The organism is Allocoprococcus comes, assembly GCF_013300725.1.
In the GTDB taxonomy this organism is placed as follows: domain Bacteria; phylum Bacillota; class Clostridia; order Lachnospirales; family Lachnospiraceae; genus Allocoprococcus; species Allocoprococcus comes_A.
In genome coordinates this window covers 36,721-49,304 of sequence record NZ_JAAIMM010000008.1, presented here as the reverse complement: position 1 = coordinate 49,304, position 12,584 = coordinate 36,721, and the positions used below count along the sequence as shown (strand labels likewise).

The 12,584-nt window shown below is 45.3% G+C and carries 10 protein-coding genes; all 10 read right to left on the bottom strand.

Features of this window, described 5'->3' with window-relative positions:
- Positions 1 to 67: 67 nt before the first annotated feature.
- Entirely contained in the window at positions 68 to 1,441 is a 1,374-nt protein-coding gene (locus tag G4407_RS05975) for a chitobiase/beta-hexosaminidase C-terminal domain-containing protein (RefSeq protein WP_173688133.1), read from the bottom strand.
- A gap of 33 nt (positions 1,442 to 1,474) precedes the next feature.
- On the bottom strand, positions 1,475 to 3,142 hold the full coding sequence (locus tag G4407_RS05970; RefSeq protein WP_173688132.1) for a formate--tetrahydrofolate ligase: 1,668 nt from the start codon (positions 3,140 to 3,142) through the stop codon (positions 1,475 to 1,477).
- Positions 3,143 to 3,174: 32 nt separating this feature from the next.
- Positions 3,175 to 5,829 (bottom strand): FtsK/SpoIIIE family DNA translocase, encoded by a 2,655-nt coding sequence (locus G4407_RS05965; RefSeq protein WP_173688131.1) that lies wholly within the window; start codon positions 5,827 to 5,829, stop codon positions 3,175 to 3,177.
- A 143-nt stretch (positions 5,830 to 5,972) separates the two neighbouring features.
- A complete protein-coding gene (locus G4407_RS05960; protein WP_173688197.1) occupies positions 5,973 to 6,704 on the bottom strand; it encodes a ClpP family protease in 732 nt (243 codons plus the stop codon).
- A 248-nt stretch (positions 6,705 to 6,952) separates the two neighbouring features.
- A complete protein-coding gene (locus G4407_RS05955) occupies positions 6,953 to 7,714 on the bottom strand; it encodes a CFI-box-CTERM domain-containing protein (RefSeq protein WP_173688130.1) in 762 nt (253 codons plus the stop codon).
- A 23-nt stretch (positions 7,715 to 7,737) separates the two neighbouring features.
- Positions 7,738 to 8,472, bottom strand: a complete 735-nt coding sequence (locus G4407_RS05950) for a YebC/PmpR family DNA-binding transcriptional regulator (protein ID WP_022219892.1) — start codon at positions 8,470 to 8,472, stop codon at positions 7,738 to 7,740.
- A gap of 50 nt (positions 8,473 to 8,522) precedes the next feature.
- Positions 8,523 to 9,365 carry a hemolysin family protein gene (locus G4407_RS05945; RefSeq protein ID WP_173688129.1) on the bottom strand — a complete coding sequence of 281 codons (843 nt, stop codon included), beginning with the start codon at positions 9,363 to 9,365 and terminating at the stop codon, positions 8,523 to 8,525.
- A 22-nt stretch (positions 9,366 to 9,387) separates the two neighbouring features.
- Positions 9,388 to 9,735: a type II toxin-antitoxin system PemK/MazF family toxin gene (locus tag G4407_RS05940; protein ID WP_022219890.1), complete on the bottom strand. Its 348-nt coding sequence runs from the start codon at positions 9,733 to 9,735 to the stop codon at positions 9,388 to 9,390.
- 90 nt (positions 9,736 to 9,825) lie between these two features.
- Positions 9,826 to 10,989, bottom strand: coding sequence for an alanine racemase (alr, locus tag G4407_RS05935; RefSeq protein WP_173688128.1), 1,164 nt, complete (start codon positions 10,987 to 10,989; stop codon positions 9,826 to 9,828).
- Positions 10,986 to 12,509: an NAD(P)H-hydrate dehydratase gene (locus G4407_RS05930; RefSeq protein WP_173688127.1), complete on the bottom strand. Its 1,524-nt coding sequence runs from the start codon at positions 12,507 to 12,509 to the stop codon at positions 10,986 to 10,988. Before G4407_RS05930 ends, alr begins: the two co-directional genes overlap by 4 nt.
- Between the last annotated feature and the right edge of the window lie 75 nt (positions 12,510 to 12,584).

Below are 12,584 nucleotides of genomic sequence, written 5' to 3'. Positions count from 1 at the left end.
AGTACGCTTTACCAGTCATGCTCTGACAAGCAGACGGCTCGGCATACTCTCTTCTTAAAATCGGATTTTAATTTGTATTCAGTTCATAATTTCTTCTTGTGACATCACTTAATCTGCCTTTTTGATCCTGCAGAACAAAACTGAAAATCGTACTTCCCTCCGGCATTACGATCGGTCCGGTATATTCCTGCGTCGCAGAATTATTCTCCGGATCCGGATCTGATCCATCTGTCGTGTAATATGCCGTATACTTATCCGGTACAACTACACTGATTGACTGGACATGGTCATACTGCCCGGTCGACGGAGTTACCGCCGGTGCATCTGCAATCGGGAACTCAACTTTATAGGTTTTACTTTCTGTCAGGCTTGGAATCCCTTTCTTATTAACAGAAATCGCCTTCACCGTCGTCTCACCTTCACCGATCTTGATCGGTTCCGCATATTTCGTACTTGAAGTTGTCGGCTCTGAACCGTCTGTCGTATAGTAGATTGCTTTTCCCTTTCCGGTCAACTCCAATGCCTGCACTTCATCATATGTCTCTGTCTCATCCAGACTAAACTTCGGTTCATCTGACACATAATCCTTCAGTGCTTCCAGAACCGTATCACTGGTACATGCATTCAGAAGCGGTGATACTTTTTCTTCCTGTTTGGTATCAATATAAAATTCTACCGCTGCACGATAAATTTCTGCATTTCCGGACTGCTTTGCAATCTCATCTGTAAAAACGTCTTCTGCCTGATCCAGATCATTCTGGGCAATATAAACCTTTGAAATCCCTGTATAAGCTTCTGCTTTCTTCGGACTTCCGGAAGCTGCTTTTTCAAATACAGTGAGTGCGTTCTCATATTCGGAAGCTGCCAGAAGCCGGTATCCTTTCTTTACTTTTCCGGTATATGAATTTTGATAAAACAGGAAAATGAGTCCTGCCAGAACAATACACCCCGCCAGCAGCATAAGCAGCATTTTCCGGCGTTTTTTTCTGGCACGCTCTTTTCTCTTTTCTGCCCGCATACGCCGCAATCTGCGTTCTTCTTCATACGCTCTTCTCGTCTGTTCCCGCGCATCTTCTCTTTGACTCACACGTCCGGTAGCCGGTCTGACATCACTGCGTCTGACCGCCGCATCTCTTCCACGCCTGGTCACAGTTTCCTGCTGGCGACGACCAACACTTCCTGAATTTCCTACACACCTGGTCTCTCCTCCAACACTTTCCCGTCTTTCATATGCCGGATTTGCTGCACCAGAATAGATGCCATCTTGCTTTTCCTGCTCACCCAGATGAAGCGACATTGTCTGTGTAATGCCTCCTTTTAGCTGAGCAGTCAGCATATCATCAAGTGGGTTATAATCAGGCACAATCTGTATTTCCCTGCCGCAGCCAGGACAGATCAGCTGATCTTCAGGCAAATCTGCTCCACAGTGCATACATTTCATTGTCTTTCGTCTCCTTCTGGTATCATACTTCATTTAGAACAATCCGGTAATTTTACCGTCTTCTACATCAATTCCATTTGCTGCAGGTACTTTCGGAAGACCTGGCATGGTCATGATCGCTCCGGTAAGAGCAACAACAAATCCTGCTCCTGCATTTACATAGACTTCACGGATATGGATATCAAAGTTCTCCGGGCGTCCAAGAAGCTTCGCATCATCGGACAGAGAATACTGATTCTTTGCCATACATACAGGGAACTTGCCAAAGCCCATTGATTCAATTCGTGCAAGCTGTTTCTTTGCAGCAGGTTCATATACAACACTCTTTGCTCCGTAAATCTCTTTGCAGATTGTCTCGATCTTCTCTGCAATTGATAACTCATCACTGTAAATCGGATGATAATGGCTTTCTTTTGTCTCCAGAGTCTGTAATACCTTCTCTGCCAGCTCTTTTCCGCCGTCTCCGCCTTTACCCCATACTTCTGCAAGGGCAAATTCACAGCCTCTGTCTTCGCAGAACTTACGGATAAATTCGTATTCTGCTTCCGTATCACTGACAAATGAATTCAGGGTAACCACAACCGGAACTCCGAATTTCTGCAGGTTCTCAATATGCTTTTCAAGATTTACAATTCCCTTTGCAAGAGCATCCAGGTTCTCTTTGTTCAGTTCGTCTTTCGGCACGCCACCATTGTATTTTAATGCACGTACCGTTGCAACCAGAACTACTGCATCCGGTTTCAGTCCCGCCATACGGCACTTGATATCCATAAACTTCTCTGCACCCAGATCTGCACCAAATCCCGCTTCTGTGATCGTGATATCACTCAGCTTAAGTGCCATCTTGGTTGCACGTACACTGTTGCAGCCATGTGCAATATTTGCGAATGGGCCGCCATGTACCAGTGCCGGTGTATGCTCCAGAGTCTGGATAATATTCGGTTTGATCGCATCCTTTAACAGTGCTGTCATTGCACCGGTTGCCTGAAGCTGGTCAGCTGTAACCGGTTCTCCGGAAAATGTATAGGCAACAATGATTCTGCCAAGACGTTTTTTCAGATCTTCCAGATCGTCTGCCAGACATAAAATTGCCATGATTTCGGACGCAACCGTGATCACAAAATGATCCTCTCTTACCATTCCGTCCATTTTATTTCCAAGACCGACTACTACATTACGCAGTACACGGTCATTCATATCTACACACCGTTTCCATACAACCTGTCTCGGATCGATCCCAAGAGCATTTCCCTGCTGGATATGGTTGTCAAGAAGAGCTGCAAGCAGGTTATTTGCTGATGTGATCGCATGAAAATCTCCGGTAAAATGAAGATTCAGATCTTCCATCGGTACAACCTGTGCATAACCGCCTCCGGCAGCACCGCCTTTAATTCCAAAGCAAGGTCCGAGCGATGGCTCGCGCAGAGCGATCAGGGCTTTTTTACCGAGCTTTGCCATTGCCTCTCCAAGTCCGACGGTAATCGTCGTCTTCCCCTCTCCCGCCGGAGTCGGATTGATTGCAGTGACAAGTACCAGCTTTCCATTCGGTCTGTCTTTTACTCTTTCCATCAGTTCATCTGATAATTTTGCCTTATACTTGCCGTAAAACTCAAGGTCTTCCTCTTCAATTCCAATCTTTGCTGCAACCTCGCGAATATGGAGCATCTCTGCCTCCTGTGCAATCTGAATGTCTGTCTTCATAATCATATCCTCCCTTTTTTCTTATGCGTTTCTTAAACTGATTCTTCTATGTATTGTTCAAACTGTTCCATAGACATCAGTACTTTTCTTGGTTTGGTACCTTCTTCTTCTCCTACGACTCCCGCCTCGGCAAGCTGATCCATAATCCGCGCCGCACGGTTAAACCCGATCTTAAACACCCGTTGGAGCATTCCGATCGATGCTTTGTCTTTTTCAATGATAAACTTTCCTGCATCTACAAAGTAGACATCTTTGTCGTCCCCGGAAGATGCTCCTCCCGCAGATACATTCTGATTACTGTTCACCTGCTTCTGGACCTCTTCACTGTATGCTGTGCCTCCGCCGTTCTCTTTCAGGAAATCAACCACTGCCTGGACTTCTTTATCAGAAACAAAAGCCCCCTGAACACGTACCGGCTTCTGATAGCCAGCCGGATAGAACAACATATCGCCTTTTCCAAGCAGCTTCTCCGCGCCATTCATATCAATGATGGTACGGGAATCCACACCGGATGATACAGAAAATGCTATTCTTGATGGCATATTCGCCTTGATCAGACCGGTAATGACATTAACCGATGGTCTCTGCGTTGCAAGAACCAGATGAAGTCCTGCCGCACGCGCAAGCTGTGCCAGACGGCAGATCGCCTCTTCCACTTCTCCGGGTGCAACCATCATCAGGTCTGCAAGTTCGTCTACGATGATCACAATCTGTGGAAGTTTCTGTGCTTTATCCGGATCATCAATATCTTTAATGTTCTCGACTTTATCATTGTAACCTTTCAGATCACGGACATTATACTCGGCAAAAAGCTGATAACGTCTGTTCATTTCCGCAACCGCCCAGTTCAAAGCTCCTGCTGCCTTCTTCGGATCCGTTACAACCGGGATCATCAGATGTGGAATTCCATTATATACACTTAATTCCACTACCTTTGGATCTACCATAATCAGCTTTACATCCTCCGGTTTTGCTTTGTAGATAATACTCATAATGATCGTATTGATACAGACAGATTTACCGGAGCCGGTAGCTCCTGCAACAAGTAAATGCGGCATCTTTGCGATATCCGATACCACCACTTTACCTGAAATGTCACGACCTGTCGCAAATGCGATCCGCGATCTACTTTTCTTAAATTCATCTGATTCCAGAAGATCACGCAGCATAACTGCAGTATTTTCCTTATTCGGAACTTCAATGCCGACTGCTGCTTTTCCAGGGATCGGTGCCTCAATACGGATATCGGCCGCCGCCAGGTTCAGCTTGATATCATCCGCAAGTCCTACGATCTTACTGACTTTCACTCCCATCTCAGGCTGTAACTCATAGCGTGTGACAGAAGGTCCGCAGCTGATATTAGTAATCGTAACATTCACGCCGAAGGTTTGAAGTGTCTTCTGGAGCTTTGCTGCTGTCTCACGCAGATGCGCATCCGAATCTCCGGAAGTTTTACTTCCATGCTTCAACAGACTAAGCGGCGGGAAGCGGTATTCCCTGACCGGTTTCTCACTTTTTGCAATCGTATCTGCAACAGCAGCAACCTCTTTGGGGATATCTGCCTTAACTTTTGGATTTCCGGAGACCTGACTTTTTACTCCGTCTTCTGTCTGCACCGCTGATAAATTTTCTTCAGCCACATCTGTCTGCATATCTTTACCAGACTCCGGCTCTTTTTCCGTTTCCTGCATCGCTCCTTTTAAGAACTTCGGGAGCTTTTCTTTCACCGGCTCAAGAGGAACCGGTTCCGGATCCGGGATCAGCTCTGTAGCGGAGAGGGGCATCGCACGATTGATCACAACATCATCCAGCGCAATTTTCCCAGTCTGTTCCATAATGTGCTTTGCCGCCGCTTCTTCTGCACCTGCAAGCACGCTGCTCATATCTTTCCGGCTGCGTCTGGTAGCTTTCTTTTCTGTACTTTCCTTTGCTTCTTTTCCGGCTGTTTCTTCTGCTTTTCCTGCCTCGTCCTCTTTTCTTCCAACTGTCGAATTAAAGGAAACGCCACTTACCTGATAATCAACACGCATAGCTTCCCGTCTTGCCCTGCGTTCCTCAGCCTCTTCTTTACGCTTCTGCATGTCCTCTCTGGCACGGTCATACGCTTTTTCCCCGCCGATCTTCATTCCTTTTAGAATAGACTTTTCTGTGATAAGGACTACACAGATCACCATTAAAATGATCACGACAACATATGTACCCACTTTACCGATTGCCGGCACCAGCCTGACCGCAATTGCCTTTCCAACAAATCCGCCTTTTTCATCGATCAGTTCAAAGAGCACACAGCACTGAACCAGTAATACAACGCCTGCAGCAGTCTTAATATATGCGATCCTGTTTCCTTTATTGGAAACCACAAACGCGACTCCACAAAATAAAAGCAGTGGAAATACATACGCCATCCAGCCCATCATCCCCTGCTGCAGTGCTGCAATCTTTCTTCCAAATGCACCTGCAAGTCCGAAATTGCTGATCGTAAGCAGAATTCCTACCGCAAGCGTCACCCAGATCAGAATCTCCGTTGCAAGAAATGATTCTTCCTGCGGCGCAGCTTTTGATGTGGTATTCTTTCTGGTTGTTTTCGCAGATTTTGCAGACTTTGTACTCGTCTTCTTCGCAGGCTGCCGCTTTTTCGCCGTGCTCTGCTTTGCATTTTTCTTTGTTCCGGTTGTCTTTGAAGCCATCAAACTTCCCCCTTGTATTTATACTCTTTATCTTGTAATCAAATGACCGATTCCTTCTACTCTCTCCCCAGATATAGTATCCGGAATCAGTCATCAAAAGTGTATACTTGTACATGCTATTTTATTATAGCATTCTCTTCGCCTTATGTCATCTCATAATTTTTATCAGTATTTTCCATTTTTTCATCAATCATTTCATGCAATTTATTTAATGCATCTCTTATTCCGCCAACCTCATCAATGAGTCCTTCCTCCACTGCACGTTTTCCTTCCAGCATTGTCCCCACGTCTTTGACAAGCTGTGTGGAATCCAGCATCAGTTCTTCAATCCGCTCCTGTGACATTCCGGAATGCTCTGCAAGGAATCCGGTGATCCGGTCCTGCGTCTTTTCAATATTCCGCAGGCTCTGTGCCACACCGATGAACATTCCGCTTGTCCGCACCGGGTGAATGATCATCGTTCCACTTGGAACAATAAAAGAATAATCCGCAGACACAGCAAGAGGACCACCGATAGAATGACACCCTCCAAGTACCAGAGATACTGTCGGTTTGCTTAAAGATGCAATCATTTCCGCAATCGCAAGTCCCGCCTCCACATCTCCGCCCAGTGTATTTAAGAGAATCAGCACACCGTCTGTCTGAACACTGTTCTCAATCTGTGCCAGTTTTGGAAGCAGGTGTTCATACTTGGTTGCCTTTGTACTGCCGGAAACCGCCTCATGTCCTTCTACTTCGCCGATGATCGTGAGCAGCTCGATCTGATGATTCCGACGTCGGTCAAGCGGAAGCATTCCCATTTCTTTAACATGTTCATCTTCTTCCTTTGTATTTTCCGGCTCTGCCTCTCTGACTGCCTTTTCTTTATTTTCCATATTTTCTACGTTCTGTTCCCTGCTCTTTTTCTTGCGTATCTGATATTCTTTTACATCCGTTTCTTCCTGTATTTTCATTGCCGCATTCCTCCGTTCTTTTTAGCTTAGTATGGACAATGCTTATAAAAATATGCAGGATTTCCAATGCAGGAATGAATAACAGGTTCCTGTACCGACACAAATCTGTACCTGATTCACTGTATATGCAAAAGAGAATGTGACTCGGCACATTCTCTTTGATTTAATCATTATGAAAATAAATATTTCCTGCGCAGGCTATATACCATATCTGTATAAATCTTGCGGCATGCCTCCAGATTATCGGATTCGATCATGGAAACACATGGGTGAAGATAATGGTTCCAGATATCTGCATATACATCTTCTGAATTTTCCATCCGGTTGATCCGGTTTACGATTGTCGGAGCAATATCGTAATACTCGGCAACGATTTCTTCGCCGCCTTCCTGATTCACCAGATATTCATCCCTGTATCTTCTCATCAGATTCAGTTCATAACAGTTATCCGGTTTGCCAAGGCTTGCACATACAGCTGTAGTAATATAGCAGAGACGGGATTTAAAGCCTCCCTGGATCTGCTCGAATTCCGATTTACTGATCTTAAGTTCCAGATCATGATCATTCCAGCGTTCGACCATGCAGTCTACAATCTCTTCACAAGCATCCATTCTGCCATAGCGGAACATCGGGATTACATACGTAACCATGCCAAGATTATATTTCATAAGTACATTTTCTTTTTTTCTTTTTGAACTTTCCTGATCCAGTACTCTCCGCATTCTATCCGGCAGAACAGCGGCAATCTCTTCAATTTCTTCCTGTCTGTCTTCCGAATTCTCGCATTCCTGTGCAATCTCAGTAAAAAGCGGCTTATACTTCTCGTATGCATTTTTAAACGAATCCGCATAAGTCTTTTTATTGAAATCTCCGGAAATCGGAATTATCTGGTCAAACAGGTCATTCAGTCCATCCTGTATACTCTGATTCATTCAGGTTCCTCCCGGAATCAATCCTATGCTTCTTCCCAGTTATGATATACTTCCTGTACATCATCATCATCTTCAAGAAGATCAAGCGTCTTCTGAATGTTCTTGATGTCTTCTTCGTTGTCCAGAGTTACCCATGTCTGTGGTATCATTGTAACTTCTGCACTTGCCATCGGGATTCCTGCTTCTTCCAGAGCAAGACGAACCTCACTGAAATCATTCGGATCTGTAAGGATCTCAAAGCTGTCCTCTTCTTCTGAAAAATCTTCTGCTCCTGCATCCAGTGCCTGCATCATCAGATCATCTGCATCCAGTTCACATTCTTCTTTATCGACAATGATCTGTCCTTTCTGATCAAACATGAAAGATACACATCCGCTGGTTCCGATATTTCCTTTTCCCTTTGTGAAAGCGCTTCTTACATTAGAAGCAGTACGGTTACGGTTATCAGTAAGTGCATCAACGATGATTGCAGTTCCGTTCGGTCCGTATCCTTCGTATACGATGTGTTCGTAGTTGTTAGCATCTCCGTCTCCGGCTGCTTTTTTAATACTTCTGTCAATATTGTCATTTGGCATATTATTTGCTTTTGCCTTTGCAATCGCATCACGGAGTCTGCTGTTGTTAGCCGGATCAGCTCCGCCTCCTTCTTTGACTGCTACAGCGATTTCACGACCGATCTTCGTGAATACTTTTCCTTTTGCTGCGTCGTTTTTTTCTTTTTTATGCTTGATATTCGCAAATTTTGAATGTCCTGACATTACTTTTTACCTCTCTTCAGTATTTTACTATTCTCAATTGTACTATTTTATCACTTTTTTGTTCTGCTGACAAGGACTTTGCGTATTGTATTATTATCAACCGACAATACATGGAACAGATAACCTCCGAATTCCACCTGACATTCTTCATCTTCCGAAGGAATTCTGTCCAGGCAGTCGATCAGATAACCATTGATCGTATCGTAATCTTCTTCGTTGAAACTGATTCCCAGAAGTTCTTCCAGATCTTCCAGCTGTGTCATACCATCCACGATATATGTACCATCTGCCTGTTTGACGATCAGCTCTTCTTCCTCATCATACTCATCCTGGATATTTCCAACGATTTCTTCTACGATATCTTCCATCGTAACGATCCCTGATGTCTGTCCATACTCATCCAGCACGATCACCATATGGCTCTTGTCCTGCTGCATCTGTTGGAACAGTTTGTCAATCGCCTTTGTTTCCGGGATAAATCCTGCCGGCCGGATCGCATCCTTCAGATCATGCACCGGTTTTCTCCTTGCCGGACCATCCAGGTAACTCTGCATCGCATCCCGGATATGAAGAATCCCCACAATGTTGTCAATATCTTCTTCATAAACCGGGAATCTGGATTTGTTCTCCTCCAGCATAAAGGTAAGTGCTTTTTCCAGAGATTCCTCTCCGTCCAGTGCTACGATATTTTTCCGGTGCGTCATGATATCTTTTGCATCCGAATCCATATATTCAAAAATATTGGTGATCATCTTCGTCTCACGTCTTGTCAGAACACCTTTTTCATAGCCTTCCAGTACTTTTTCAATGATTTCTTCTGCAATTTTCTCTTTATCTTCATTGTCAGAAAATACATTTTTCATTTTCTGAAGTAAATTACCTTCCGTTTCCATTGCTTTCCATACTTCTCCTCTTTTATGTATGAAGCATCAGGCTGACGCACAGCGCTTCATCGACTTTTCTCATAAGCTCTTTGTCTACCCGGCACACGTAATCCTTCAGTCTCTGCTTATCGATGGTCCGGATCTGCTCCAGAAGGACAACGGAATCCTTGACGATTCTGTACCTTTTTGCATCGATTTCCACATGTGTCGGCAGCTTCGCTTTATTCATCCTTGAAGTGATCGCGGCACAGATAACGGTCGGACTGTGCCGGTTCCCGACATCATTCTGGATGACAAGAACCGGGCGCACGCCGCCCTGCTCCGAACCGACTACCGGACTTAAATCCGCATAATAAATATCTCCACGCCTGATCTGCACTTCATTCACACTCCGCTTATCAAGATACTTTCATTATTGCCAGCTTTCTCCTGCTGTATTCATATCTCTTTCGAAGTGCATCCCCGCATTTTAGAAATAATCGACCTGCTCTACAACTTTTCCGTCACGCACATATTCTCGCGGAACACGTTTATTGATATCACAGATAAATTCATAGTTAAATCTACCGCTCAGACCGGCAAGCTCATCTATTGAAAGATAAGCATCCCCGTCGTGACCGACCAGTGTTGCCCTGTCACCAAATTTCACATCCGGGATCTCGGTCACATCTACCATGAACTGATCCATACAGACTCTGCCAAGGATCGGTGCCTTCTGACCATGGATCAGGACATATCCTTTGTTGGAAAGACTCCGTGGGTATCCGTCTCCATATCCCGTCGGGATCGTGGCGATCTGCATCCTTTTCGGCGCAACAAAGGTGCCTCCGTAGCTGACTGCCGTACCCTTTTCAATCCATTTCACATAAGTCACATGCGCGATCAGCTCCATTGCCGGTCGGAGCGGAACTTCCTCCTTATTGACTTCATCTGACGGATACAGTCCATAGGTAGAAATCCCGGCTCTCTCCAGATCCATTCCAAGCTTTGGCATATCAATGATACTTGCACTGTTTGCACAGTGATAATAAGTAAATTCCATACCTTCTGCTGCAAGATGCTCTTTCATCCACAGAAAGGCACGGATCTGTTCCAGTGTTGTGGTCTTATCCGTCTCATCTGCCTTTGAAAAATGGGTAAACATTCCTTCGCAATCCGTGTAAACAAGTCTGCCGATCTTAAGGATCTCCTCTACGCTTTCTTTCGATACCGGAAAGCCAAGTCTTGACATTCCAGTATCGATCTTAATGTGCAGATATGCCTTCTTCCCCATACGGTATGCGGTCTCATCCGCAAGCTTCGCAAGCTCATAGCTGTAGGCTGTCATGCGGATCTCATGACGGATCATCTCTTCCAGCTGATCCGGGAAAATACATCCCAGGCAAAGAATCGGCTTCTGAATGCCGGCTTTTCTGAGTACAACACCTTCATCCAGAGTTGCGACCGCATAGCCCCAGACATAATCCACATCTTCCAGCATTCTTGAAATCGGTACCGCTCCATGACCATAACCATCTGTTTTGATGACCACGACCATCTTGGTTCCCTCTTCTATATTTGCATGCATCATTTCCATATTATACATCACCGCATCCAGATCGATCACCGCACGCAGTCTGCTGTATTTCTTCATTCTGTCATATCCTCCAATTCCTTAAGTGTCCTGCCGAGCATTTTCAAAAGATCACCCGCAAGCACACTGTAAGAGCCAAGTTCTTTTCTGGCATGATCTCCGCACAGGCCATGCAGATAAACGCCAAGCACAGCTGCATCATCCGGTCTCAGATGCTGTGCCATAAGTCCGGTGATCATTCCGGCAAGCACATCTCCCGATCCGGCCTTTGCCATTGCCGCATTACCGGTGGTATTGATCATAAGCCTTCCCTCCGGCGCTTTCATAAGTGTCCTGCTGTCTTTCAGTACACAGACAGCATGAACTTTTTCTGTATATTTCCGTAATAGCTCTCTTCTGTTGTCTTTTAATTCCTGTACGCTGTATCCGGTCAGTCTGGACATTTCTTTCATGTGCGGAGTAAGTACATATCCGGAAGGATTCATCCGAATCTGTCCGATCCCCCACTCACCGGTCTTTGCCAGAAGGTTCAGTCCGTCCGCATCAATAACAGCCGGTTTTTTATTATTCTCAAGCACCTTTTTCAGTAATTTCTCCGAATGCGGTCCCATGCCGAGTCCGCAGCCAATACAGAGCACATCCGCCCATTCCAGCAAATCCGGAAGTTCTTCAAAGGATTCTGTCTCATCCAGAGAATAGGTCGTCATTACCGCCTCCGGTAAAAGTTCCTGTAAGATTGCCCGGTTGCTTTCCTCCGTATAAATCCGGACAAGCCCGGCTCCCGAAAGATATGCTGCCCTGGCACTTAAATATGCTGCACCGGACATTCCTTTGCTTCCGGTAATCATCAGAACCTTTCCATAAGTCCCTTTATTAGAATCCGGTTTCCTTTGCGGCAGCATTGCCGGCACATCGGATTTTTCAAGTGCCATGCAGATTTCTTCTTCCGCAAAAAACTCCGGCCTGGTAATTCCGATCGGAGCTGTAACAAGCTTTCCTGCATACTCACATCCCGGATACAGGATCTGTCCCATCTTCTGAAACGCAAAGGTCACTGTAAGATCTGCTTTAAATGCAGTTCCAAGCACTTTCCCATCATCCGAACGGATCCCTGAAGGAGTGTCAACTGCCACCTTACAGGCAGTCATCCGGTTCATCTGATCGATCACCTCTGCATACCTGCCTTTTATTTCACGTGACAGACCAATACCGAATACGGCATCTATAATAACACTATATTCTTTCTGTGGCAAACTGTTTCCTACAGATATTCCCAGATTTTCCAGAATTTTCATCTGGATTTTTGTTTCTTCACTACGATGGTCATAATTTCCGACCAATACTACATCCGGATGATATCCTTCTTCTACGAGCATCCTTGCAATTGCGAATCCGTCACCACCGTTGTTGCCACTTCCACACACAACCAGTGCTTTCGACAAGTCTATGCCTTCTGCTTTCATCGCAGCCACACACTGAAGTGCCGCCCGTTCCATCAGGACAAGGGACGGGACCTGCATCTTCTGTATCATTCTCTGATCCGATCTTCTCATCTGATCTGCTGTCAGTATTTCTTTCATATCCGGTCTCCCATACATTTAATTTTCAAAAAGGTGCAGGAAAAAACTTTCCTGCACCTCTGCCTTCTGGTATGC

Excerpts from the sequence above, each read along its gene's own strand:
- G4407_RS05955 (WP_173688130.1), bottom strand. The coding sequence starts at position 7,714 with ATGAATCAGAGTATACAGGATGGACTGAATGACCTGTTTGACCAGATA.
- G4407_RS05965 (WP_173688131.1), bottom strand. The coding sequence starts at position 5,829 with ATGGCTTCAAAGACAACCGGAACAAAGAAAAATGCAAAGCAGAGCACG.
- G4407_RS05950 (WP_022219892.1), bottom strand. The coding sequence starts at position 8,472 with ATGTCAGGACATTCAAAATTTGCGAATATCAAGCATAAAAAAGAAAAA.
- alr (WP_173688128.1), bottom strand. The coding sequence starts at position 10,989 with ATGAAGAAATACAGCAGACTGCGTGCGGTGATCGATCTGGATGCGGTG.
- G4407_RS05960 (WP_173688197.1), bottom strand. The coding sequence starts at position 6,704 with ATGGAAAATAAAGAAAAGGCAGTCAGAGAGGCAGAGCCGGAAAATACA.
- G4407_RS05945 (WP_173688129.1), bottom strand. The coding sequence starts at position 9,365 with ATGGAAACGGAAGGTAATTTACTTCAGAAAATGAAAAATGTATTTTCT.
- G4407_RS05975 (WP_173688133.1), bottom strand. The coding sequence starts at position 1,441 with ATGAAATGTATGCACTGTGGAGCAGATTTGCCTGAAGATCAGCTGATC.
- G4407_RS05930 (WP_173688127.1), bottom strand. The coding sequence starts at position 12,509 with ATGAAAGAAATACTGACAGCAGATCAGATGAGAAGATCGGATCAGAGA.
- G4407_RS05970 (WP_173688132.1), bottom strand. The coding sequence starts at position 3,142 with ATGAAGACAGACATTCAGATTGCACAGGAGGCAGAGATGCTCCATATT.